This window comes from Paraburkholderia sp. J69-1, assembly GCF_905220255.1.
GTDB lineage: Bacteria > Pseudomonadota > Gammaproteobacteria > Burkholderiales > Burkholderiaceae > Paraburkholderia.
In genome coordinates this window covers 266,254-290,640 of record NZ_CAJMZG010000005.1, presented here as the reverse complement: position 1 = coordinate 290,640, position 24,387 = coordinate 266,254, and the positions used below count along the sequence as shown (strand labels likewise).

Annotated in this window: 25 protein-coding genes; 12 read left to right on the top strand and 13 right to left on the bottom strand. The window is 61.0% G+C overall.

Annotation, left to right across the window (positions count from 1 at the left end; translation table 11 throughout):
• Positions 1–142: 142 nt before the first annotated feature.
• Entirely contained in the window at positions 143–1,597 is a 1,455-nt protein-coding gene (locus tag U5A67_RS11545; RefSeq protein WP_321814107.1) for a DEAD/DEAH box helicase, read from the top strand.
• 249 nt (positions 1,598–1,846) lie between these two features.
• Here the strand turns inward: U5A67_RS11545 and U5A67_RS11540 are convergent, their stop codons facing one another.
• On the bottom strand, positions 1,847–2,137 hold the full coding sequence (locus U5A67_RS11540; protein ID WP_321814106.1) for a hypothetical protein: 291 nt from the start codon (positions 2,135–2,137) through the stop codon (positions 1,847–1,849).
• A gap of 431 nt (positions 2,138–2,568) precedes the next feature.
• Between U5A67_RS11540 and U5A67_RS11535 the strand changes: the two genes are divergently transcribed.
• From U5A67_RS11535 to U5A67_RS11525, 3 genes are all read left to right on the top strand, one after another.
• Positions 2,569–3,357 carry a substrate-binding domain-containing protein gene (locus U5A67_RS11535; protein WP_321814105.1) on the top strand — a complete coding sequence of 263 codons (789 nt, stop codon included), beginning with the start codon at positions 2,569–2,571 and terminating at the stop codon, positions 3,355–3,357.
• A 105-nt stretch (positions 3,358–3,462) separates the two neighbouring features.
• Entirely contained in the window at positions 3,463–3,810 is a 348-nt protein-coding gene (locus tag U5A67_RS11530; protein WP_321814104.1) for a hypothetical protein, read from the top strand.
• 149 nt (positions 3,811–3,959) lie between these two features.
• Positions 3,960–5,177, top strand: a complete 1,218-nt coding sequence (locus U5A67_RS11525; RefSeq protein WP_321814103.1) for a glycosyltransferase family 87 protein — start codon at positions 3,960–3,962, stop codon at positions 5,175–5,177.
• Positions 5,178–5,210: 33 nt separating this feature from the next.
• Here the strand turns inward: U5A67_RS11525 and U5A67_RS11520 are convergent, their stop codons facing one another.
• From U5A67_RS11520 to U5A67_RS11510, 3 genes are all read right to left on the bottom strand, one after another.
• Entirely contained in the window at positions 5,211–5,735 is a 525-nt protein-coding gene (locus U5A67_RS11520) for a hypothetical protein (RefSeq protein WP_321814102.1), read from the bottom strand.
• Between the two features lie 116 nt (positions 5,736–5,851).
• The gene (locus U5A67_RS11515) at positions 5,852–6,670 is read right to left on the bottom strand and encodes a hypothetical protein (protein WP_321814101.1); all 819 of its coding nucleotides are present in this window, start codon (positions 6,668–6,670) and stop codon (positions 5,852–5,854) included.
• Positions 6,671–6,806: 136 nt separating this feature from the next.
• Positions 6,807–7,337: a hypothetical protein gene (locus tag U5A67_RS11510; protein WP_321814100.1), complete on the bottom strand. Its 531-nt coding sequence runs from the start codon at positions 7,335–7,337 to the stop codon at positions 6,807–6,809.
• Between the two features lie 85 nt (positions 7,338–7,422).
• Here U5A67_RS11510 and U5A67_RS11505 point away from each other — a divergent pair, with 85 nt between their 5' ends.
• Complete coding sequence (locus tag U5A67_RS11505; RefSeq protein ID WP_321814099.1) at positions 7,423–7,911, top strand: lysozyme inhibitor LprI family protein; 489 nt, start codon at positions 7,423–7,425, stop codon at positions 7,909–7,911.
• A gap of 43 nt (positions 7,912–7,954) precedes the next feature.
• Here U5A67_RS11505 and U5A67_RS11500 read toward each other — a convergent pair whose 3' ends face one another.
• Positions 7,955–8,419 carry an Lrp/AsnC family transcriptional regulator gene (locus U5A67_RS11500; RefSeq protein ID WP_205982129.1) on the bottom strand — a complete coding sequence of 155 codons (465 nt, stop codon included), beginning with the start codon at positions 8,417–8,419 and terminating at the stop codon, positions 7,955–7,957.
• Between the two features lie 94 nt (positions 8,420–8,513).
• Between U5A67_RS11500 and U5A67_RS11495 the strand changes: the two genes are divergently transcribed.
• The gene (locus U5A67_RS11495; RefSeq protein ID WP_321814098.1) at positions 8,514–9,146 is read left to right on the top strand and encodes a LysE/ArgO family amino acid transporter; all 633 of its coding nucleotides are present in this window, start codon (positions 8,514–8,516) and stop codon (positions 9,144–9,146) included.
• A 39-nt stretch (positions 9,147–9,185) separates the two neighbouring features.
• Here the strand turns inward: U5A67_RS11495 and U5A67_RS11490 are convergent, their stop codons facing one another.
• The 7 genes from U5A67_RS11490 to U5A67_RS11460 all read right to left on the bottom strand — a co-directional run bounded on the left by U5A67_RS11490 (position 9,186) and on the right by U5A67_RS11460 (position 18,683).
• Positions 9,186–10,940 carry a diguanylate cyclase domain-containing protein gene (locus U5A67_RS11490; RefSeq protein WP_321814097.1) on the bottom strand — a complete coding sequence of 585 codons (1,755 nt, stop codon included), beginning with the start codon at positions 10,938–10,940 and terminating at the stop codon, positions 9,186–9,188.
• On the bottom strand, positions 10,937–12,067 hold the full coding sequence (locus U5A67_RS11485) for an extracellular solute-binding protein (protein ID WP_415767813.1): 1,131 nt from the start codon (positions 12,065–12,067) through the stop codon (positions 10,937–10,939). Before U5A67_RS11485 ends, U5A67_RS11490 begins: the two co-directional genes overlap by 4 nt.
• A gap of 183 nt (positions 12,068–12,250) precedes the next feature.
• On the bottom strand, positions 12,251–15,208 hold the full coding sequence (locus U5A67_RS11480; protein WP_415767812.1) for a putative bifunctional diguanylate cyclase/phosphodiesterase: 2,958 nt from the start codon (positions 15,206–15,208) through the stop codon (positions 12,251–12,253).
• A 151-nt stretch (positions 15,209–15,359) separates the two neighbouring features.
• Positions 15,360–16,145: an N-acyl amino acid synthase FeeM domain-containing protein gene (locus tag U5A67_RS11475; protein WP_321814094.1), complete on the bottom strand. Its 786-nt coding sequence runs from the start codon at positions 16,143–16,145 to the stop codon at positions 15,360–15,362.
• A gap of 215 nt (positions 16,146–16,360) precedes the next feature.
• Entirely contained in the window at positions 16,361–17,047 is a 687-nt protein-coding gene (locus tag U5A67_RS11470) for an amino acid ABC transporter permease (protein WP_321814093.1), read from the bottom strand.
• Positions 17,044–17,775, bottom strand: coding sequence for an amino acid ABC transporter permease (locus U5A67_RS11465; RefSeq protein ID WP_321814092.1), 732 nt, complete (start codon positions 17,773–17,775; stop codon positions 17,044–17,046). Before U5A67_RS11465 ends, U5A67_RS11470 begins: the two co-directional genes overlap by 4 nt.
• Positions 17,776–17,849: 74 nt before the next feature.
• On the bottom strand, positions 17,850–18,683 hold the full coding sequence (locus U5A67_RS11460; protein ID WP_321814091.1) for an ABC transporter substrate-binding protein: 834 nt from the start codon (positions 18,681–18,683) through the stop codon (positions 17,850–17,852).
• 553 nt (positions 18,684–19,236) lie between these two features.
• Here U5A67_RS11460 and U5A67_RS11455 point away from each other — a divergent pair.
• Positions 19,237–19,560, top strand: a complete 324-nt coding sequence (locus U5A67_RS11455) for a hypothetical protein (protein WP_321814090.1) — start codon at positions 19,237–19,239, stop codon at positions 19,558–19,560.
• A gap of 30 nt (positions 19,561–19,590) precedes the next feature.
• Here the strand turns inward: U5A67_RS11455 and U5A67_RS11450 are convergent, their stop codons facing one another.
• Positions 19,591–20,244 carry an ureidoglycolate lyase gene (locus U5A67_RS11450; RefSeq protein WP_321814089.1) on the bottom strand — a complete coding sequence of 218 codons (654 nt, stop codon included), beginning with the start codon at positions 20,242–20,244 and terminating at the stop codon, positions 19,591–19,593.
• 127 nt (positions 20,245–20,371) lie between these two features.
• On the opposite strand from U5A67_RS11450, the gene U5A67_RS11445 reads away from it, so the two are divergent.
• The 5 genes from U5A67_RS11445 (at position 20,372) to U5A67_RS11425 (ending at position 24,356) form a co-directional block, all read left to right on the top strand.
• Positions 20,372–21,241 (top strand): LysR family transcriptional regulator, encoded by an 870-nt coding sequence (locus U5A67_RS11445; protein WP_321814217.1) that lies wholly within the window; start codon positions 20,372–20,374, stop codon positions 21,239–21,241.
• Positions 21,242–21,503: 262 nt separating this feature from the next.
• Entirely contained in the window at positions 21,504–22,076 is a 573-nt protein-coding gene (locus U5A67_RS11440; protein ID WP_321814088.1) for a cupin domain-containing protein, read from the top strand.
• Between the two features lie 351 nt (positions 22,077–22,427).
• Positions 22,428–22,865, top strand: coding sequence for a DUF3331 domain-containing protein (locus tag U5A67_RS11435; protein WP_321814087.1), 438 nt, complete (start codon positions 22,428–22,430; stop codon positions 22,863–22,865).
• Positions 22,866–23,239: 374 nt separating this feature from the next.
• Positions 23,240–23,782 carry a DNA-3-methyladenine glycosylase I gene (locus U5A67_RS11430; RefSeq protein WP_321814216.1) on the top strand — a complete coding sequence of 181 codons (543 nt, stop codon included), beginning with the start codon at positions 23,240–23,242 and terminating at the stop codon, positions 23,780–23,782.
• 49 nt (positions 23,783–23,831) lie between these two features.
• A complete protein-coding gene (locus U5A67_RS11425; RefSeq protein ID WP_205982116.1) occupies positions 23,832–24,356 on the top strand; it encodes a methylated-DNA--[protein]-cysteine S-methyltransferase in 525 nt (174 codons plus the stop codon).
• Positions 24,357–24,387 lie beyond the last annotated feature (31 nt).

The window sequence follows — 24,387 nt, the reverse complement described above, 5'->3', positions numbered from 1 at the left end:
AATGTTCGCTTTCCTGAATGAGCAGGAATGTTTACATAAGCGACAATGACAATAAAACGGAGGTTCCCGCTGTACAGTTGGCCGCTGCGGCGCAATTCACGCAGCAACCGCTAAAATAGCGGTTTTGCCCCGGAACACACTCATGTCTTTTGCCTCGCTCGGCCTGATCGAGCCTTTGCTGCGTAATCTGCAGAACCTCAATTACCAGACACCTACGCCGGTGCAGGCCAAGGCGATTCCGGCTGTGCTCGGCGGCAAGGACGTGATGGCCGCGGCGCAGACCGGCACCGGCAAAACAGCCGGTTTCGCGCTGCCGCTGCTGCAACGGCTGGTGCAACACGGCCCGGCGGTATCCAGCAACCGCGCGCGCGTGCTCGTGCTGGTGCCCACGCGCGAACTGGCCGAACAGGTGCTGCAAAGCTTTATCGAATACGGCAAAGGCCTCGATCTGCGCTTTCTGGCCGCTTATGGCGGCGTGAGCATCAATCCGCAGATGATGAAGTTGCGCAAAGGCGTGGATGTGCTGGTTGCCACGCCCGGCCGTCTGCTCGACCTCAATCGCCAGAACGCCGTGCAGTTCGATCAGGTGCAAACGCTGGTGCTGGACGAAGCCGACCGCATGCTCGATCTGGGCTTTGCGCGCGAACTCAATGCCGTTTTTGAGGCTGTTCCCGTGCAACGCCAGACGCTGCTGTTCTCGGCCACGTTCACCGACGATATCCGCACAATGGCGGCGGGCATTCTGCGCAATCCGGTCGATATCAGCGTCAGCGCGCCCAATGCCACCGCCAGCAAGATCAAGCAGTGGGTGGTGACGGTCGACAAGAAGAACAAGCCCGATCTCTTCATGCACCTCGTCGCTGAAAACAAATGGGAGCACGCGCTGGTGTTCGTCAAGACGCGCAGCGGCGTCGATTATCTGGCGACCGTGCTGGACGATGCAGGCTATGCCGTCGACACCATTCACGGCGACAAACCGCAACCCGCGCGTCTGCGAGCGCTGGAGCGCTTCAAGGCGCGCGAAATCCAGATGCTGGTTGCCACCGACGTCGCAGCGCGTGGGCTCGATATCGACGATCTGCCGCTCGTCATCAACGTCGATCTGCCGATCGTGGCGCAGGACTATGTGCATCGTATCGGCCGTACCGGCCGCGCGGGCGCCAGCGGCGTGGCGGTGTCCCTTGTTTGCGCCGATGAAGCGCCGCTGCTTGCCGCGATCGAAGCGCTGATCCGGCAAACGCTGCGCCGCGAGGAAGAGCCGGGTTTCGAGGCCGAACATCGTGTGCCGCAAACCAGCGCCACGGGCGAAATCATCAAGAAACCCAAAAAGCCGAAGAAACCGAAGGTGCCGCAAGGCGCGCCGGCCGCGAAGCCGATGCCGGGCAAAAAGCCAGCGGCGCAGCATGGCGCAGGCAAAAACAAGCCTGCGGCAAAGCACGCAGGGGCAACCGTTCCAGAACCCAGCCTGGGCGGTTTCAACCCATTCAGCACGCAAAAGCCACGCGGCAAACCCGCCGGGAAACCTGCGGGCAAGCCCGCTGCAGGTCCGCGCAAGCCGGGCGGCAAGCCTGCTGGTGGCGGTCGCGGCAAACGCTAACGCTGATTCACGGGGACACGCTGCGCTCCCTGTGAATGCGTCACGCAGTCAAAGTGAAAATACTTCGTTTAATTGAGTAATTCGCGCCACGCTTCCTTGTAGCCCGATAATCGACCTCATTCTGCGGTGTCGCGGGCAACAGCACCTGTGCGTGGGTGGCAGCGCCTGCGGTGGCGTGGGCCGAATTACAGTGCGTGCACGCCGCCGGGCTTAGTGCAAAAGAGCGGGCAAAAACGCCGCGAGACCCCATCAATTAAACGCCACCTGCGCGAGGAACGTGGCGAAGTAATCGTCGTCGAGCCAGCCTGAAACGTGCTTCGACGCCTCGATCCGCCGCATTTCCTTTTGCCCTTTGTCAGTCAGAACGGCGATCTGTAGCGTGGGGAGGAATTTCGTGCTGGGCGGGGGTATCTGGTCGATCGTCTGGATCAAACCCTGAGAGCGAAGCGAGGTGAAAATAGCCGGCCGTTTATGCCACGGTATTTGTCGATGCAAGGCAAGTTGGAGAGCTTCAAGTACAGCGCCATTGTTGAATTCCATGGGCATCCTTCTGGTGATCGACTGAAGTGCGACTGAAAGGTCCTGCTGGCTCTGAGCGACTAAGGTAGCACATGAAGCGGTCCTTTACGATGACATAGAAATGCTTTCGTGCCTGGTGGTCACGAAAAATAAGGGCCTTATGTGTCGTTGTGGGGCGCGTGTTGCGACCACGCGCTCGCCCGCAAACGCTAGAGCTTCCCTGTCGCTGCAGTCGCGTTGCCTGCACAGATCGAATGAGCTCGGAATCGTGTTGCTTACTGTTTCCCTCAAGAAAAATTACTTCGCACAACGTAACTATTCATTATGAGGTAGCAGCCGCATCACATCATCGCGTCGCTAGTGGTTTACGCCGATCTATTTTCTTAAACGCCAAAATCGCCCACGAATTGATCGATACTCCGGGTTCCCAAGACGTTTGCACACTCATCGATATGTCCACCAAATCGCTCAAGCTCAAGCTGATTGCGCTCACGCTCGCCGCTGGCGCCGCGCTTGCCGCCCAGGCCCACGCCGAGGAACTTCACGTCATGACGTCCGGCGGCTTCACGGCTGCCTACAAGCTGCTCGGCCCCAAATTCGAAGCCGCGACGGGCGATACGCTCGACACCATGCTCGGGCCTTCGATGGGCAAATCGCCTGAAGCGATTCCACAGCGCCTCGCGCGGGGCGAACCCGCCGATGTCGTCATCATGGTCGGCTATGCGCTCGACGATCTGATCCGCGAAGGCAAGGTTCGCGCGGACTCCCGCGTGGAACTCGCCGATTCGCGCATCGGTATGGTGGTGCGCGACGGCGCAGCCAAACCCGACATCGCCACTGTGGAAGCTCTCAAGCAAACGCTGCTCGCCGCGAAGTCGATCGCTTACTCGGACAGCGCGAGCGGTGTGTATATCGAACGCGATCTGTTCACGCGACTGGGTATCGAGAATGAAGTGAAGCCGAAAGCGAAAATGGTTCCGCGCATTCCTGTGGCTTCGGTTGTGGCAAATGGCGACTATGAAATTGGCTTTCAGCAGGTCAGCGAATTGCTGCCGGTGAAAGGCGCCAGCTTTGTCGGCAAGATTCCCGAGTCCGTCCAGTCGGTCACGCGATTCGCGGCTGGCATTCCCACCGGTGCGCAGCACCCACAGGAAGCCAGGGCGCTGCTCGACTATCTGGCCGCGCCCGCTGCTCAAAGCGATGTGAAAAGCACGGGGCTTGATTCTGTGCCGGCGCGTTGATCGGCGCCATGACTTTAGCCGCCGAAGCGAGCCTCATCGCCATGGCGGCTCACCGCGAGTTGGTCCAGAATATCGCACTTGAATACGAAACCTGCGGAACACCCGATGCTCAACGAAACCGGACTGCGCGAGCAGAATGCCAATCTCCAGCAACGCCTGCAGCAACTCGGCTCGCAAGGACAGGCGTGCGTCGATCAACTGGCTGCCGCATTGCAGGCACAGCCGCAGCAAGCCAGCGATGACGCGCACGCCGCGGTCCTCAGCTACAAACGCGCGCTCCCCTTTCTCGAAACGGCAAACTCTCTGATCGAAAGCCTCGCGAAGCCCTCGCCGTCCGACGACGACGACGAGTGGCGCGATCAGCTTCTTTTCCGGCTTGCCGAGGTGCTGGAAATAGGTGCCGATTTGATCGCTGAAGGCGAAGCGCACCTTCAGCGCAGTACCGGCGTTTAAATCCCGCGATTCGTTTTGTCGTCGCGCAGTTTGGGCCAGCGTCGCCGAAGGGCGACGCAGCAGGATACGCTTTAAACTGATGGCCGGAATCAGTGAGATCGCCGCATGCATTCGCGAACTCGATAATCCAACGAACCCGCAGGATCAGCATGCCGATACCCAAATCAGCCAGGCATACGATCGAAGCCGTGCAATTGAACGAGCCGTACTGGTTCACCCGGCAACGGATTGTCCTGTACGCATCGATTCTCCTCGCCCTGGATTTGACCTATCTGGGTTTGCGGCTGTGGGCGGCCTATGTCTCGCATTTGCCAGCCGCGGCATTTGGCTATGATTTTTCGGTGTTCTGGAGTGCGTCTTACATCGCCATGCACAGCAGTGCACTGAGCGCCTACGACGCGTCGCTAATCGAACATATGGCGCTCTCGCTGCTCCATCGCACACCCACTGGTTTCAGCAGCCCATGGGTGTATCCGCCCGTATTCCTGCTCTTCGTCTGGCCACTATCGCTATTGCCTTTTTCTCTCGCGTATCTGGCTTTTTTCATTACCGGCGTAGCGTTCGTGGGATTCGCGTGCTCACGCATCGTGATGCAGCGATTGAACTGGGTTTTCTGGCTGCCGGCACTCGCCTTTCCGAGTGTCTGGATCGTCGTGATCTCGGGGCAAAATTCTTTCTTTACGCTAGGCCTTGCAGCGCTCGGCCTCGCGCTGCTCGACCGGCGGCAGTGGCTTGCCGGGATATGTATCGGGCTACTGGCCATCAAGCCGCAATTCGGCATTGTGTTTCCATTTGCGCTGCTTTTAAGCCGTCAATGGCGCGCGGCGATTGCGGCCGCGATCACCGTTGGCTCGCTTTGCGCGCTCGCAGGCATCCTGTTCGGATTCGCGACCTTCGGCAAATTTTTGCTCGGCTTGTCCCAGTTCGGGCACTTTATCGTCGAGCACTCGCCCACCTGGCCGGGAGGCATTGCCTCGGTATTCGGATGTGCACGCAGCCTGGGCCTGAGTCCGTCGATATCCTATGCGCTCCAGGCCACGTTTGCCGTGCCGGCCGTGCTGTTCGTCTGCTACCTTTGCCTCATCAAGGCGCGGCCGGAATTGCGCGCCGCCGCGATTGGCATGGCGACCATTCTTGCGCAGCCCTACATGCTGGGCTACGACCTCGTGTGGCTCGCGCTGCCCATTTTGTTCCTGATAGTCGATGGCCGTCGCCACGGCTGGCTGCCAGGCGACGTGCCGGTGCTGGTCGCGGCATGGCTCGCGCCGCTGGTGTTTCTCGTAATGGGGCCGCCAGTGCTGATCGTGTTTCTGGCACTGATGGTGATCCTGGTGAGGCGCAGCCGGATCGGTGCTCGCGGCGTTTGATGATTGCCGGGTTGAGGCGCTATCGCGCGTGCTTCAGGTGACAGGCGGTTTCCCTCCGGTCGAGCGGTAAAAGCGACCGGCGATCCACCAGAACAATAGGCCGGCGAACGCGCCCGTCGGCACAAAAATCCGCCCTACGCTGCGTAGCCCCTGCCAACACGTGGTGGCTTTCTCGTCGGGCGAGTCGGTGTACCAGGTAAACGAATTGCTTATTTCGACAAACGCCAGAACCGCCAGCACGCCGATCGCCAAGCCCGCCAGCAGATAAAAGAACCGATTGCGGATGCTGAACGTTCGCGCAATACAGGCGATGCCGACACAGGGAAGCGCGCTGATTCCCAGCGCAAACATCCACGACAAGCCAAACAGCAGCACAAACATGATGGAAAAGTGTGCCGCCTTCACATCAAGCGGGTTAGCGGTCGCACTTTCGAATTGACCGGCGCCGCGCAGCATGAGCGAGAACACGAATGCAAGCGCGCCAAACGTCACGCTGATCAGGTATCCGGCGATCACTCTCGCGGAAGTGGCTTCCGGTTGGCGCTTGTCTGTTTGCATGCCGATTCGCCTTAACGCACTTTGATGATGTTGTGTATGCCGGTGCCATTTGCGCCCAGAAACTAAAGCTGGCGCCGATTCTTATTCGCGCGTTTCGTGGCTTGATCGCGTCCCGCTCAACCGCACCAAAGCACGGATTTGACGAGGTGTGGCGCCGTGCAGTCGTGCGGGGCCGGAAGCGGCATACCCGGCTTCCACAAACCCATGCGCCGCTGGATATTGGGCATTTCCGCGTCGATGACCGCCAGCGGATTGCCGTCGCCATAAGCGGTGGCGCTGCGATAGCGCAGCACTTCCTTATAGCTGCCCGCCGCCCCAATACTGTTGACGGAAACCCAATAACCGAACGGCGCGTCCTGCGTCGGCTCCACGGAAATAATGTCGCCCTGCAGACGGCCATCGGCGATAAAACGCACTTCTTGATTATTGTTATTGCCGTTGCGATGCGCATAGACCACGGCGAAGCTATCGCGCGCGCGATCGTAAGCGTAGACCTGCGTGCCTCTGCGCTGATCGCCATCGTCGGCCTGGATGCTGCCGAGTTTCAGCACAAGCAGCGCGCGATCCGTCGAGGCGGTCGAAGCATGAACGACGCGCGCATCGAGAAGGAAATGCGGCTCGGCGAAACCATCCGTGCTATCGCTATCGCTTTCGCGCAGTGCGCCGCGGGTATCGGGCAAACACGTGCGGGCATTGTCCGCCGTGATGCACGGAAAGACCGTACCGGGGTCCGTATCCCGAATGCCGCCGGATTGCAGCCCGCCCGCTGCCTGCGACGCGATAAATTGCCAGGGCGAATGCGTTCCAAACGGTTTGGCCAGATCGATCGACGAAATGACGTGTGTTGCCGGCTTCGTGGCCGCATCGGCGAAACAAGCTGCCGGTAAGGCTAATGAAATGAACGACAGAACTGCTGCAATTCCAATTTTTCTCATGAATAACTTCTTGACGATAACAAATGACCGGGCCGGCATATGGCCGTGTGCCCAGGTAGAAAGCCGGCGAAAGAGCCGTGATTGAATTGCCCTCTATTTAACATGCCGCCGCCTATCTTCACAGGCTTGACGCGACTTATTCGTCGTCGACACCACGGTCCGATCCCGGTGTGACATAACCCGGTTGCGGTCGCATCGTGTTTCCGTTACCGCGTATCAGGTCAATCAGGTCCCATCGCGAGTCATCGCCGCTGTAATCATCGAATGCCGAAGGGAACAATCCAGCATCGAGCGCAGCGTCCAGTTCGGTCAGCCAGTCGAACATTGCCTGAGTGGCTTCGCCGCAGCACGCGTCCTTCTGGATCTCCGCCACGCTTTCCATGATTTTCAGCGCTAACTCGCGAGGGCTGATTTCAGCATGAACCGTTTCACCGCCATGGCTTTCGAGATAAAGCGCTGCGCTGCCGCTGGAGTACCGAAAAAAGGCCTGGCTGGGATGCTGCGGCGGATGGAATTCGCAGCGCCAGTAGCAACCGCTCGCGGCCATATACGGCAATAGCGACATGCGCCCATACCCATTCCTGATGAGCCAGGCGCCTGCGCGCAGCACTTTGGACGCTGAATCGAGGGTGATCTGTTGACGGTGCTTCAAATCTTCTTCGGTCATTTTTAATCCTTTGATGCGATCATCATAGATGAATAATGGATTACGGATTAGTGACCTACATATGCATAACTCGCATAGAATAATAATGCATTGCGCATTATTTAATCATTCCGAGATTACTTCGCCTTACGACCCGCCGTTAATCATCATATTCACAGTAAAATACGACGCCTCTTTTCTCGACCACTACTCCAGGGAAACTCACTCAATGAAAAAGCTGATTTTGCTGTCGGGCGCCTGCCTTTTCCTATCGCAATATAGCTTTGCCGACACGACCCCTGAATATGCCGCCTGCAAGGTTCGCGCGGGCAGCAATTCGGTCCAGCTCGATCTTTGCACCGAAAAGGAACTGGCCGTCCAGGACACGCGCTTGAATAAGGTCTATGGAAAACTCGCGAAACAATACGGCGGCGATCACGCGAAGCGTAAAGCCCTGAAAGCGGACGAACTCGCGTGGTTGAAGAATCGCGACCAGCAATGCAAGGGCGGCAGCGGCGAAACGGTGCTGCCCGACTGCGAACTGCAGCAAACCGAAGCGCGCGCGACGGAACTCGAATCCCGCCTGGCGCAGTAACGGGTGGCTGGGCCGTCTGATTAACCGGGGGCGCTCTTTCGCTTCAACGCGCCGCCCCCGGCGCTACCAGAGCGCGACGCGGAATCGGCGTGGAAAAGACGATCGACGTCCGCGTTTCGCCGTAGCCGTTGATGGAGCCGAGAAACCGCTCCAGGTGTTCGAGACTGCTCGACACCACGGTCACGATGTACGAATCGGCGCCGGCCACGTGATGGCACTCCAGCACCTCGGGCGCGCGGCGCAGTTTATCGAGAAACGCCTTTTTGCCCGGCTGCTGCACCGTCACGCCGACGATGGCCCGCACCGGATAACCGGCCTGCGCGGGGTCCAGTTCCGCGCTCACCGAGCGTATCACCCCGGCATCCTTCAGACGCTTGAGCCGTTCGACCGTCGCCGGCACGGACAGCCCCGCCGCCAGCGCGAGCGTCTTCAGTGGCGCGCGTCCGTCTTCCTGCAGCGCCATCAGCAGCGCCCAGGCTTTGGTATCGAGTTGAAGCGATTCGGTCATAACGGGCTTCGGCCTGAAAAATCGAAAACGAAATCGATTTTCGCTTTAGGTTTTATTCTGTGCAAGCGGCCGGTCCAATCGGAGAATACTCGACATGGACACCTTGCTACCCACCACTCTCCCCGTGCTTTTCGGCCAGTCGCTGCTGATCGGTTTGTCGATCGCCGCGCCGGTCGGGCAAATCGGCCTGCTGGCCATCCAGCGCACACTCGATCATGGCCGTCTTGCGGGACTCGCCACGGGACTAGGCGCCGCGTTTGCCGATGCCGTCTACGGCGCCATCGGCGCTTATGGCGTCAGCAGTCTGATCGCCTGGCTCTTACGCCTGAAGTTCTGGCTGGGCCTGTTCGGGGGCGTATTCCTCTTGTGGCTGGCGTGGCGCATCGCCACGAAGCCCGCCGTGCGCAGCAGCGGCGCACATCCGCAATCGAGCACGTTGCTGCGTTATGTGGCAGGCACCTTCGTGCTGACACTCTCGAACCCAACCACCATCCTCTCGTTCATGGCGGTATTCGGCGCGCTGGCGGGCCGCGCGCCCGTGACCGCGCCGTGGGTCATGGTGGCCGGCGTGCTGGCAGGATCGGCGCTCTGGTGGCTGATTCTGTCCATCGGCGTGGGGCGGCTGCGCCACTGTTTCGACGCGGCCTGGCAGCGCGCCATCAACCTCTGTTCGGCGGCGCTGCTGGCCGGCCTCGGTTTGTGGCAGCTAGGCCGGCTGATCGTCTAAACGCGATGGCTCGCGCGTTAGTCGCACAGAAGCGCCGGTTCAGCTCTGGTCAGTCCGATGCACGCCCGCGCCCTCGGACGCATGTGCGAGATCCCGATAGCGCACATAATGCGACGCCGCCGAGCTCTTCGCCGCGTACATGGCGGCGTCGGCTTTCGCCAGCAGCTCGTCGGCATGATTGCCGTCGGCCGGAAATTCGCTGACGCCGATACTCACGCCCACGTTCACCCACTGCGAGCCCAGCGGCACGGCCGTATCCATGGCCGCCTGCACACGCGCGGCCGTCACCGCGATGGCTTCGGACGAGCGAACGTCGCAGGCGAGAATCACGAATTCGTCGCCCCCGAAGCGGGCCACGATGTCGGTTTCGCGCAAGGCCGCGCGCAGGCGCTGCGCGACCGTCACGAGCGCCGCGTCGCCCGCCGAGTGCCCGTGCTGATCGTTGATCTGCTTGAAGCCGTTCAGGTCGACAAACAGGACCGCGAACGGTTCATGGTGCTGCGCGGCCCGGCGTATCGACAGTTCGAGTTGCTCCATGAAGCGCATGCGGTTCGGCAGGCCGGTGAGCGTGTCGTGCCCGGCAAGATGCGTGAGTTCCTCCTGGCGTGCATGCAGCGCATGAACCTGGAAGCGGATCTCGATGCGCATGCGGTCGAAACAGCGCGCCAGCACGCCGATTTCATCGGTGCGCCCGACCGGCAGACGATCGACGGCGTCTTCATCGAATATATGCGTGACCGCATGCGCGAGCGTGCGCAGCGGGCGCGACATCGCGCGTCCGAACAGCACCGCCAGCACGATGGCGACAGCGCTCGAAATCAGCACGAGACGGACGATCTGCGAACCGAGCGCGTTGGCGGGCGCCAGCACGTCGCTGAGCGGGCGCGCGAGCCCGAGCGTGACGAAGCGGTTGCCGTCCACGAGACCATACGGCAGGCGCACGAATGCGAACACTTCGGCGGGCGGATGTTGCGCGTGGGCAAAGCCGTTGAAGGTCACGCTGGCATCGCCGCCACTAAAGAGCGGCGCGGTGGCGGGAAAGCTCGTCTGCATCAGCACGCGGCGGCCGCGCGCGAAACCGAAGGTCTGCGACGGGTCGGGGTGAATCAGGAAATCGCCCCACTCGTTGGCCATGTAGACCGCGTAATCGGCCGGCATATCGCGCTCGATGCGCTCGAACACCTGAGACAGATCGACGTCGATCACCAGCACGCCGACGTTGTTGCCGCCCGCATCGGCGATAGGCGTGCCGATTGTCACGACCGGCTGGTCAGGGTTCGATCCGGCGCTGCCTTCGAGGCCGATCGGCGAAAGATAGACGTGTCCCGCGTTCTGTTCGAGCGTATCGAACACATAAGGCAGATGCGCTTTTTCCTGTAGTTCGCTCTCGGGCACGAGCACCACGCCCTGCGCGCCGCGATCCACGCGGATGCGCTCCAGACCGTAATCCGCGCGGGAAATCAGGCGGATCTGCAAATACTCGGGATGGTGCTGCATGAAGCTCAGAAACACCTGGCGCAAACGCAGGTTGCCGGGGCCACTCGTATCGCCGCGCGCCACCTGCAGCGACGAAGGCAGCGTCGCGAGCACCAGCGCATCGGCGGCGGCGTCGCCCAGCGCCGCCGTGAAGCGCCGGCCGAGCAGTTGCGTCGAGGTCAGCAGGCTGTGCTCGGCCTCGCCCATCAGCATGGCGCGGTTGGCCTGATAGGTGGAATAGCCCATCGCGCCCGAAGCCAGCACGCCGATGAACACCAGCAGGAAAGAGAGTCTGGAAGACAGCCCGAGCTTGATCATGGCGCAAAGGTCTCCAGCTGGTCACCCGATTCGATGCGCTGCCACAGCGCCTCGCGCTGGTCGATGCTCTCGACGGACTGCAGCCAGACCAGATTCGGCCCGCTGCGCGACGCTTCGCCGGGCACCACCGTCATGGTGTTCGCGAGCCCCTGGCGCTGCGTCAACTGCTTGCCGATTGCCGGTTCCTGCATGGCGTCGAGCCATTCGTAAGCAAGCGACGGATTGCCCGCATTGCGCGTGATCGCCCAGCAATCGAGCCACGCGAGCACGCCTTCGTCGGGAATCACGTAGCCCACATCGGCGCCTGCCTTGCGCAGTTGCTCGATCTGCTGCGTGCCGTAGTTGCCGAACATCAGCGCAGCGCGATGCTGCACGAACAGCTCGGTGGCCTCTTCGGGCAGCGTGTAATACGTGAGCAGATTGCGCCGCAGGCCCACGAGTTCGCGCGCGACGGTGCGCATCTGCTCCGGCGCGAGATGGAACGGATCGGCGTAACCCAGCGCGAGCGCCGCAAATGAGAAATTGTGCTGCGCGCTGTTGAAATCGAGCACCTTGCCGCGGTATTGCGGGTCCCACATCACGCGCATCGAGTGCGGCGCGACCGGCACCTGCCTGCGGTCGTAAATCAGCCCCATCGACGAATAGGTGAAGGGAATCGCGTAGGCGTGACCGTCGTGCACGAGGCCGCGAATATCGGTGAGACGCCGGAAATACGGCTGCTGCCAGCGGCGATTCGGAATGCGTGCAAGATCGAGCGGCGCGAGCATGCCGGCGCGCGCATAGCGCTCGATTTCCGCGGTATTGGCCGCCAGCACGTCGAATGGCGGCGGCGCGGCGCTGTGCATGCGCGCCCACAGGGCTTCGTCGGAATCGACAAACGTGACTTCGACCTTGGCGTGAAAACGTTTTTCGAAGGCCTGCACCCAGTCGTCGTCGGCGTAGCCAGGCCACGCGAGCACCCGCAGCACCTGCTGGCGCTGCGTATTGGAATCCGCAATCGTGCCGGTCCAGAGAAAGCAGAATCCAAGCAGCACGAAAGCGACAGGCGTCGCCCATCGACCCGTGCGACGGCGTTGGCCTGTTGCGGAGAAAAGCCTGCTAACGACGGTAAACCAGCGTCGCCACATGTCGCGAACTTATTCGATGCCTTTTCTGGGTGGCGCGTGACGCGGCCCCATGTTTGACAGAGCGAAGATCCAGCTTCGCCCGCCCCCGATTTGCTGCTTAATGGCGCGCTGCGCGCCGCCCCCGTATAGTTTATCGAAGAAAGAAATCGCCAATTTCCTCTTCCGTTCGTCTGTTCAAGCGGCTCAGACTGCGCCTTCCCGCTCGAACAACTGCCCGCTCGCGCCACCGTTGAGCGCCTGCTGCCCTTCCAGATAGCGCGCAACCTCTGCATTGCTGACAAAACCCGCCGCCGATGTGGCCGCGAGCATCTGCGCGGCTTCCTGCGGCTTCGCAATTGCGTAGCCCTGCACGTAGTCCACACCCAGTTCGTCGAGCGCCCGCAAAGTCTCGACGTCCTCGACCCACTCCGCGATGCTGCGCATGCCAAGATTGCGCGCGAGCGTAATGATGGCTTCGACGATGGCGATGTCGGCGGGATGGTTGCACATCGTCCGCACGAATTCGCCGTCGATCTTGAGTGCGTCCGCCGACAGTTTCTTCAGATAGCGCAGCGAAGTCTGCCCCGCACCGAAATCATCAATTGCGATCTTGGCGCCCATATGATGCACGCGCGCGATGAAGCGTTCGGTGTGTTCGAGATCGTGCAGCGCGACGCTTTCGGTGATTTCGATGCACAGATAGTGGACGACGTCGGGGTAGCGGCCGAACAGATCGGACAATTCGTCGAGGAACTGTTCGTCGTTGAGCGAACCACCGCTCAGGTTCACGCACACAAAGCGCGTTCGCGACAACGACGCCTGGTGCTCGCGCAGCCATTCGAGCGTAGTCGTGAGCACCCAGCGGTCGATTGCCGTGATCATGCCGGACTCTTCGGCCGCCGCGATCAGCTTCGCGGCGGTCGCCACCGAACCATCGGGCAGGCGCATGCGCAACAGGACTTCGAAATCCAGCGCCTGAGCGGGGGTGCGCATTGACATGATCGGCTGCATAACGAGAAACAGGCCGTCCGGCAGGCGGCTCTGCCCCAAGGTTTCGATCAGGCTGATTTCGACCGCGCGCTCCTCGAAGGCCGGCGCGCCCTTGCGCAAGGCCACGAGCCGCCCGTGACCGCCGCGCTTCGCCGCGCGGCAGGCGCGGTCAGCATGCGCGAGCGCGTCGAGCGCCCGCACGCCCGGTGAACATTCGACGAGGCCAATCGATCCTCTGACCTGGAACGCGCGCGTATCGATGTGAATGGGGGCGGCATTGAGCGCCTGCACGAAAGCGCGGCAACGCGCGATGGCGTCGTCGATACTCGTGTTCTCCAGCACGCAGACGAATTCGTCGCCGCCCATGCGGCCGATGGGCACCTGCGCGCCGAAATGCTCGACGAGACCGGCGGCCACCTGGCGCAGAATTTCGTCGCCGGTGCCGTGGCCGAACAGATCGTTGAACTGCTTGAAGCGGTCGAGATCCAGATACGCGAGCGACCAGGCACCCGATTCCTCGCAGCAGCGCGCGATGGCGTGCTCGATGCCGCGACGGTTCAGCAGGCCCGTGAGCGAATCGTGTCCGGCCAGAAAGTGCAGCCGCTCGACGGCTTTCGAGCGGTCCGTCACGTCTTCAAGCGAACCCTCCACGAAGCCGTTCGCGCGGATCGCGCGCAGCGAATAGCGCCGCTCGCCGGTGATGTTGCCCGTCGTTGTGCCCGCCGCGCCGTCGATCTCGATCGAGGCCGAGTCTTCGCGTTCCAGCAAGCCGGAAAGCGCAAGCTCGGCGCCGGGTGCGAAATAGTCGGCCCATCGATGCGTCTGGTAACGCTCGCGCGGCAAGCCGAGCATCGTGTGCAAGGCGGGATTGGCGCGCACGAAACGACGCTCGCCATCCAGCGTGAAGAGGCCGATCGGCGTAAGGTCGTAGGTGTTGCGCAGTTCGACCTGCATTTGCCGGCGGCGCTCGCGCTCCTCGCGCACGCGTTCGGCGATGGCGAACGCGCACAGCATGCTCGACGACAACGCGGTCACGACCGGGCTCAGTCCGCCCGCCAGCGCTTTCCAGCCGAGTGCGGCGGCGAGCACCTGCGAGAGCGTCGCGAACAGCACGATCGCCATCGACGCGACATACCAGAGCACCGTGCGCGAACGCGCCTTGATGACCAGTTGCACGAGAAAGTAGCTGAGCACCAGGATGCAGAAGCTCGCGCTCACCCACAACACGGGAACGAAATGCGCGTAATCAAGCGCAAATGCGGCGGCCATCAGCACGTAGCCGACATAGCGCACAGCCTGCAGCGTCCAGCGCAGACCGATGGATTTCAGCTCACGGCGGAACAGTTCCACGAACAGCGTCGTGGTGAGGACGTAGTAGGCCGCGAAGGTGAATTGCCGCAACAGCGCGATGTGCTCCGGCGCGATCAGCCGGCCCAGCCACTCGGTATCGAAACCCAGCGCGTTGGCGCTCAAACGCAGATTGCCGACCAGCCACGCGGCAAAAATCACATAGGTCCATTCGCGATTGATGATGGCCGTGACGAATACGAAAATCGCCAGCGTCAGCAGACCGCCGGTGATCAGCGAGGCAGCCTGCTGGAAATCGAGCGTGGTGACTTCGAGCTTGTCGCGGCTCGATGCCGATGCGGTGATGTACGCCGGGCCGGAAAACGTGCCGCGGCAAAGAATGGGCGCATGCGGCAGGCGGCGGTCGATGCGCAGCGCGAAGCCCGCCTTGTCGAAGCGCATCGCGCCGCTCGTGCCCAGCCGGTCGCCGGAGCCCAGCGGCGCAAAGCCTGGCCCTGTCAGCCAGCACGCAAGCGTTTGCGCATGACGCGACGGTAAATCGATAAACGTGGTTGCGCCGTTGGCGAACACGGGCACGTCGAACAGAAACCAGAACGGCGTTTCCGCAAGATGGGTGCTAAACCGCTGGGTGGACACGCCGTCCTGCAGGCGGCTCGCCGCGGCGGCGGGCGACAGGGAGGCGGACGGATCGGCCAGCACCGCCATGCCCAGCGCGATCGTCCCCGACGTATCGAACTGGCGAGGCGCCCACAACAGGACCGTGATGCTGCCAAGCGCAATCACAAATGGCGCGACGTACATGGAGAACCGCTGGAAAGCCCAGCCGGTCAGCCTGTCCCGAAACGCCCATTTATCCCCTGTCATCTGCCGCCCTTTCCAATGATTTCATTTTCGATTTCATTGCAATGCTACGATGGCCGGCGGCAAAAGCACGACTGTGCTGTGGCCGCCGGCCGCGTTTCTGCTGCTTTTCTGCTGCATTTCCGCCACGCTACACGCGGACGATTCGACTACCTTAAGCTTCGCTCAACGACCACAAACGCGCGGACTCGCTACCTGAGCTCACCGCTTGTTGCCCCTCTTCTGCCAGCATGGATGCGGTGCTGACATCGATATCGGGGTGATCGGTTTCGAAGAAAAAGCCATAGAACGCATGGCCGACCTGCGCCCAGCGCTGACGAACCCGCGCAACCGGCTTCGCCATCACCCGATGCGGCATCCCGCCGACATGCGACATCGGCAGGAATGCGTTCTCGCCGAACACATCCTCGAACAGCATCGCTTCGTACTCGCGATCGAGCGGCGAACGCGCCGTGATCATCATCCAGTCGATGCCGTGCTGCACGCAGTACTGGTAATACGCCTTGCACAGCGCAACTTTCACCATCCGGCCGATCACCCCGCGCGCCACGCCCAGCCGCGTGGCCTCCGCCATGCGCGTGCCGGCCAGCCAGTCAGGCAGGCTCACCGACTGCTCGAGCGCCAGCGGACCGAAGGCATTGGTCTGCACCCGCATGGTGCCGAGCGGGCCGCCATCGAGGCGCGACTGAGCAAGCAGCACGACCGTGCCGGGCGCTTCGTCCAGCGGCTCCACGCCCAGGGTTTCGGCGAACTCCGGCAAGTGACGTCCATAGGCAGTGCGCCGCATTTCGACGGCTTGTTCCAGCTCCACCGGACTGCTTACCACCTTTATCGTAAACGGCAGCGCCTCGGTTTTCTTTACGGCAACCGGCTTAAGGTCGTCCTCGAGCGGCATAAAACCGGCATTCTTCTTCAAAACTTCGGAATCGATGCGATCCATTTCTAACCCCGTAGGTTAATGAGTAAAAGGTACGTCGCGCGAGGAACACCAATCGGTTTCTCGCGCGACGATCAAGAGTCTCACGAACGCAAACGCGGTGATATCGGCAAAGCCAGATGAAGGCAGTGCCGGCAGCGGGAGATAGCGCGAAGAAAGGCCCATTTTTATGGGCCGGGGTAAGTAAGGGAGTGAGTTGATGCGCGCGAAAATCCGCCTCAACGCCCGGCAGGCACGCCTTTAACCAGCAGACGATGGGCAAGCCACTGAAGCCCGCCGCACAACAGCAGATAAACCAGCGCAACCAATAAAAAGATCTGCGCGGGATAAACCATCAAACGGTTATTCAACTGGTTCGCGAGAAAAGTAAATTCCGGCACGCCGACGATATACGCAAGCGACGTGTCCTTGATCAGCGACACCCACTGATTGACGAACGACGGCATCATCACGCGCACAGCTTGCGGCAGGACCACTTCCCTGAGCGCCTGCCACTGCGTCAGCCCCAGCGAAAGCGCCGCATCGCGCTGCCCTTTGCCGATCGACACGATGCCCGCGTAGACCGAATGCGAAAGATAAGCGCCGCCGATCAGCGCGAGCGCGCAAACCACGGTCGCCAGACCCGGCACATCGACGTGCAGTAAAACCGGCATCAGGAAGAAGGTCCAGAAAATCAGCATCAGCACAGGAATGGCGCGAAAAAATGCCACGACCGCCGTGAGCGCGAGATGGGCGACGCCGCGCGTCATCGCCAGCGCCACGCCGCCGGCCAGACCGATCAGCGCCGCCAGCACGGCCGATGTCAATGAAAGCGCGAGCGTCAGTGCAACGCCGCCGGGCGGTCCGGCCGGAAACGAACCGAGCAGCAGATAACGCAGCGTCGCCAGCCAGTCGATGTTCGTCATGCGCGACCTCGCGACAGGGCGCGCGTGCCGGTGCGCTGCCAGATCACGAGCGCCACTTCGATCACGGCAATCGTCAGCACGTAAAACACCGTCGCAATACCGAAAGCCTGAAACGTCTTGAACGTTTCGGTATCCACCTGGCGCGACATATACGAGAGTTCGGCAACGCCAATCGCCATGGCCAGCGATGAATTCTTCACGAGGTTCATATACTGGCCGGCGAGCGGCGACGTCGCGATGCGCAACGCCTGCGGCAGGATCACATAACGCAGTGCTGTATAGCGGTGCATGCCGAGTGCCGCCGCAGCCTGTGCCTGCGCGCCGCTCACGCCTCGCAGGCCCGCACGAAATTCCTCGCCGATAAACGCCGTCGTATAGCAAGTGAGCCCGAGCCAGCCCGCGAGCAGTTCGAAGCTCGGCCAGCGCAGAGTGAGCGGTCCCAAAGTGACGACGTGAGCCGCGTTGAGCCACGTCATCCACTCCGCAGGCAATAACGCGGCCGCGCCGAAATACCAGAACAGCAATTGCACCAGCAGCGGCGAATTGCGGAATACGAACACATAAAGCGCAGCGGCACGCGCCATCGCCGCGTTCGCTGCGGTACGCGCGATGGCCAGGACAAAGCCGCAAAATGTTGCGCACACGCCCGCGCAGACAGACAGCAAGACGGTAACGACGAGGCCCTGTTCGAGCCACGCGAAGTACTTGGGTTCAAGCCAGGTATGCATGAATCAGGACGCGAAAAGCACAAAGCCCGGGCCGCTATCAAGCGAAGCCCGGGACCGGATGGCGAGACGGCGAATCAACTATTCTTCTGCGGATCGCCGATCTTGAACAGACGCGGCAGCGGCGCGGCGCTCTTCGGGCCGAACCATTTGTCGTAGATCTGGGCGGCCTGGCCGTCGGCTTCGAGATTCGTGAGTGTGGAATTCACCGCGTCGAGCAGGCGGGTTTCGCCCTTGGGCACACCCACGCCTTCATAGTCGTTGGAGATGGTGAACGGCGCGATCTCGTAGTTCGTCTTGTCCGGCACGCGCGCGAGCAAGGCCACCAGCTTCGGGCCGTCCTGCGTGATGGCCTGCACGTTGCCCGTGCGCAGCGCGGCGAACGCGAACGGCGTGTCGTCATAAGCGACGATGGTGGCATTGGGATATTTCGCGCGGACCTGTTGTTCGTTCGTCGTGCCTTTATCGGCGCCAATGCGCAGGCTATTGAGTTGATCCGGCGACTTCAGCGTGCCTTTCTTCGCGATGAACTGCGTGCCCGAGGCGAAATACGGCGTGCTGAAATCGACTTCCTTCTTGCGCTCGTCCGTGATCGTGAAGTTGGCGAACACGAGATCGACCTTGCCCGACTTGAGGAACGCAATGCGGTTCGCCGGGTTGGTCGGCTGCACTTCGAGCTTCACGCCCAGGCGCTTGGCCACGGCCTGCGCGTAGTCCACGTCGAGCCCGACGATACGGTTATCGCTGGCATCGACGAAACCGAACGGCGGATTGCTGTCGAACGCGGCCACCCGCAGCACACCGGCCTTCTTGATGTCGTCGAGACGGTCGGCGTGCGCCGCGTTCGATGCCACGGCCAGCAGCGCCGTCAGCAGTGCGGGAAGCACTGCGCCCCTGATCTTTGTCTTCATCGTATTTCCTTTGTTGTGTGTTGCGTCGTCGGGCTCTGGCCGCCCGGTCGCACAGCACGCACTCTAAAGGTGCAGGTGGGCCACGTGAACGAAGTTTTTGTCAGGTCGAAAGTCCGCAGAATGATTTGACTTTGGGTGCGATTCGTCGTGTCTTGCGGATGCGTTATAGCCCGATACGCCGCCTTCGACCTGACGACATCGAGGTGCCCGACAATCTCCTCAATATGCTCCCACCCGCTCAACTCAGCGCGAGCGCGAACAGAGATCAAGCGGGTTTCGGGCGAAGGCGCGAACTCCTCGGGCATCTCGGCCCGCGCCTGCAGATAGCTTTCTTCCAGCGCCCGCCTGCGATGGTAGTGTGCCATCGCTCGGCGTGGAGGGATGCCGGGCGGCGTGGCGCGGCGCGGCGTGCCTGGCACAGGCCATCTCCAGTACGGGTCGGGGTCGCTTGCTACGGCCCGACTTCTTTGGTTCGCCGCGCACAGTGTTTGCATCGGCAACGGTCGACTTCAGATCGACGCTATGCCCTCGCCGTGTCAGCGGCGCGAGTGAAATGCCTCCATTCATCGACAAAAAGAATTTTGGTGTACTTGTCGATGATGGCCCCGCCGCGTACGCTAACCATGGCAGGGTAGACAGTACGTACGGGGTAATGGCCATGAAACTCTCACATAAACTCAATGCGCGAAGTGCGACACCGCTTTGGTTGTTCGCACTCGGCCTGATTTTCTCGGTAACTGGCGCAGGCATATGGTGCTATGCGATGACATCGACATCGGCAACGCAGGCAAGCCAGTCATTCGCCGTGACTGCCGTGCTGCTGGGCGTGATTGCTGTCGTCTACGCCGCGCATGAGCTTTTGCAGCGGCGACGTTAAAGCCCGCGTACATCGTTTGCTTCGCTGCTGTCAGGCGTCGCGCGCTATCGGCGCCTCCAGCAGACAGCCAAACTCCGCCGCAAATTCAACCGACACGCGTGCGTGAACCGCGCCTTGTTTGTCGAAGAATCGCTGGGTTCCTTCCAGCGTGAATACGCCTTCGTGCCAGATATTCGGATGAATATAGAGGCCTTTTTTCCCGTCGAAGCGAAAGCAGACGAACCTCTCCGGCGTGATGTCGTCGCCCGGTAGCGCCAGCGGCACATAAAACGGCTGATGATCGAGCGGAAAGAATAGCTGACCGCCATCGGGATGATAATTAGCATGCCAAAGCAAAATGCGCTGCTGCAAGTCCCCGCTCTCTTCGCGCGCATGCTCGGGTTCCCTGGCGTATGCCAGAACGTAATGCCCGCCCACGGCTTCGTTGCGGCCATAGAGGATGTCGCCGCGCCATTCGCTGACGAAAACACCTTCGGTCGTGCCCGCTTCATCGCCCGTTCCCGGGTCGATCAGCCGCGAACCTGTCGCCGGCCATTGCACGATTTCGACCTGACACGCCTGGGGATCGTCCACCAGCTTGCCGTAGCCCCCTAACGATTCCGGCGTTGCATCGATTACGGGCATTACCACGCGTCGCAGCCCTCGCGGCAGGTTCGGATTGAGGTAGTCGATTGCCTGGCTCATCTTTTGTCTCACGAATAATTTCGAAGCGTCATGCCGCCAAGCTTAGAATCCCGCCCCATCGGCGGTCAAATTAATACGAATGCTATATTTCGGCATTCATATTTATGTCTTGAGGTTCAAGGTGGCGATGCGTTATTTCCAGCTTCGGGCGTTCGATGCGGTCGCGCGCGAAGGTAGCTTCACGAAGGCCGCGAGCCTGCTGGGCCTGACGCAGCCGGCCATCACGACGCAGATCCGCAATCTCGAAGACGACTGCAAGCAGGCGCTGTTTATCCGCACGAACGAGGGCGTGACGCTCACCGATGCCGCTCGACCGCTGTTCGAACTGACCCGGCAGATGTTCGCGACCGAAGAGCAGATCGAAGACATGGTCAGCCGCGCGACGATGTTCCGCCACGGTAGCCTCAAACTCGCCGCCGACGGGCCGCAGGTCGTTCTGCAGGTGGTCGCGGCGTTTCGCGCTCACTATCCAGGCATCGAGATATCGGTGTCGTTCGGGAGCCAGCGCGAGGTCTGGGACGATCTGCTGGCGTATCGCGTCGACGCCGCCGTGATCGGCAATGCGAAAAGCGATCCCCGCGTGGCCCTGGTTCCGGTCGCGCGCCAGGACATGCGCGTGCTCGTGCCCCAGGGCCATCCGCTCGCGACGGCGAGCAGCGTGTCTCTCGCCGATCTCGCGGCGTATCCGCTGATCCGCCGCGAGGCGGGTTCCAACACACAGCGCCTCGTCGACGATGCCTTGCGCCAAGCAAAGGTGTCGCCGCCGACAGCCATGAAGCTGGGCAGTCGCGAAGGTGTGCTCGAAGCCGTGCGGCAAGGTCTGGGGATTGGCTTCGTGCTGGAACGCGAAATCCCAGATGCCGAGCGATCCATTGCGATTCCGGTCGAGGAATTGCGCGGCTGCAATATCGATTCGCTTGCCTGCCTGCATACCCAGCGCAAGCGCGGAATCGTGCAGGCGTTTCTCGATGTCGCAAGCGCTTCGGCGCGGTTATGACCCGAAGAGGTATGGCGAGCGCAATAGCAAGAAATATAATCGCCATTACAGCGGTCTTTATGCATCGCCTTATTTATCGATTCTGCGCAATTCGAATGCGTCGTGTCCTGCGATGCAAAACTGAAAATATCGAATCCGCAATCATATTGGCGATGTTATTATCAGGTAGCCGTATAACAGAACCGATAATCCGGCCACCGAGACCCAAGTGTTGCGCAGCAAAAGGTTGCTGCGCTTCCAATACAAGCGACCCGGCTTCACCATGGCATCGAAAACCGTCGAAACTCAAAACGTCGTCTCCGTCGGCAGCAAGATCCGCTCGCTGCGTCAGCGCCAGGGCCGCACGCTCGACGACGTCGCGACTGTCTCCCAGCTTTCCAAGCCCTTTCTCTCGCAGGTCGAACGCGACCACGCCAGCCCGTCGATCACCTCGCTCGTGAGCATCGCCAAGGCGCTGGGCGTGCCGGTCAGCTATTTCGTCGATACGCCTACCGAGGAAGGTTGCGTGCGGCGTCACAAGGATCTGCAGTATTTTTCCTTCGCAGATTCCACCAACCTGTTCGCGCGCCTTTCGAACCAGTCGGGTGGGCGCCAGCTCGAAGCCATTCTCGTGCGCATGCCGCCGGGCAAGCGGGCGAGCGAAGTCACCACGCACGCGGGCGAGGAATTCGTCCACGTGCTCAGTGGCGAAGTGACGATCACGCTGGAAGGCAAGTCTTTCGTGCTCGGCGCGGGCGACAGCGCGCACTACGAATCGACCGTGCCGCATAGCTGGACCAATTCGCGCGACGACGAAGCGGTACTCGTCTGGGTCGGCACGCCACGGCTTTTTTAGGCACGGGGGTAACGCGTGGTGCGTTGAACGCCACGCGAAGCGTGGTCATACGACTCAATGAGCTTTAAAAGACATTGAGTCGATACGAATTTACCCGGCTGAGGCTTTCATAAATTACTTCGCATTTCGATGTTTATTGCGCGCATCCGTCGTACTCGATCGGGATCGCCTTTCACACCTCGGCTTCCCGCTAGCCTATTCGAAAGCCCCCCAACATCGTCATTGTCGGGAAGATCCGAATAGTGAATTTAGGATCGCAGGATTTATCCGCCGCAAGGCTGCCCTTATCATTGCTGGCACTCGCCGCAGACACGCCCGGATGCTCTGGCTGCGGCCCGTACAAGGACAGCCATGTACCAGACGACTGAGCAACAACTCTTCGAACATGCCCTGCTGGATCTTCTGTTCCCGCACGAGCCCGCCATTGCGAAGCCCGAAGTGAGTAAGTCACATCGCGGCCGCACGAATACGCGCCACGCGAATGACCGCGTCGACAACGACAAAGCGCCTGGCAGCGCGCCAGGCTTCCCCGCCGTTGTCATTGACCATCCGACGGTCCGCACGATTGCGGTTCGCTGGAGCGATCCGCGCACGGGCTGCTACGGCGAACAGATCTGGCGCATGTGTCACTCGCGCCGGCGCGCACAATGCGCGGCCACGGGTCTGACGATTCAGCCAGGCGATGCTGTGTATAGGCCGACAGCCGGCCGATACGGCGTGCCGTTCAACGAAGGGCAATTGATACTTGCGTCCGCAGTCAGTCACGTGGATGACGAATCGCAGCAGTGATCATGGCGTACTCCGCTTCGCTGTAAGTGTATTCAGGCGCTCGCCAAGACCCGCTTCACCATATCGGCATCAGGTTTGCCGCCAGCCCGCATCTGGTCGAATCAATCCCGACCGTCCTGCTCCAGGACAGGCCGAGCGCTGCACATCGCAGCAAAAAACCTGAATGATATGCATAATCCACGATTCCGGACTTCGATAGCCTGAACCGCGGCGACGGTTAAAATCCTCCGGGGACTAAAGCCCGCACAGCACAACCCTATCGGCCTGGAGACGCGATCTTGAAAGAAAAGGCATTGAGCCAAGCCATCGTCGACGCATCGGCGAACGGCCAGGCGATCGTCTGCGACGATGGATTGAAACGGCCGCCTTGGGCCGTGAACAATCTCTTGCTGCGCGCGTATTACGATTCGGAATGGGGCATGCCGGTTCTCGACGAGCGCGGGCTATTCGAGCGTATCAGTCTGGAAGCATTTCAATCGGGGCTGTCCTGGTTGATCGTTCTGCAAAAGCGCGAAGCTCTGCGCAAGGCATTCAGCCATTTCGATCCCGACCTCGTTGCGAAGTTTGGCGCGCACGATATCGAACGCCTGCTTGCGGATACCGGCATCATCCGCAATCGGGCAAAAATCGATGCCGCCATCAACAATGCCCAGGCAGTTATCGAATTACGCAAGGATGGCGGCCTGGTCGAATTCATCTGGTCATTCAAGCCCGCCGCCACGCCCGTACCGCGTACTATGGCGGATATTCCCACCACATCCGAAGAATCCATTGCGTTGAGCAAGGCACTGCGCAAACGCGGCTTCAAATTCGTGGGCCCTACCACGATGTTTGCGCTCATGGAAGCGGCCGGCATCGTGGATATACACTTGATCGATAGTCATCGGCGTGGCAGTTCCGGCGTGTGGACGAGGTGACATAGCACCCGGCTCTTGACGCACGAACGCTCCAGCCAAAGAGGCAAGCATGCAGCACGAGACAGCTTTTCTGTACAAGTTCATGCCATCCCCGGTAGGCAAACTCACGCTGGTGTCGCGCGAGTGCGCGCTGGTGGCCATCCTGTGGGAAAAAGAGCGCCCAGGGCGCGTGCGGCTAGGCAGCTTGCAGGAAGCGAATGACGATCCCACGCTGCTGGAAGTGGAGCGCCAGCTAAGCGAATATTTCATTGGCAAGCGAAACACCTTCGATGTCCGTATCGATTTTATCGGTTCGGATTTTCAGAAGCAGGTCTGGAATGCCTTGCTCGAGATTCCTTACGGCGAGACCCGCACCTATGCGCAGATCGCAACGCGGATCGGCAACCCACGTGCCGTGCGCGCGGTAGGTGCCGCGAATGGACGCAATCCGGTTTCCATCATTGCGCCCTGCCATCGCGTTATCGGTTCGTCGGGCGAATTGACGGGCTTCGCAGGCGGACTTGCCGCGAAAGAAAGGCTGTTGCTGATCGAAGATGCGGCCTGGCGCGGCAAACCGCAGAAAGCGCTGTTCTGATCTCATACAATAACCCGCAACTCATTCCCTC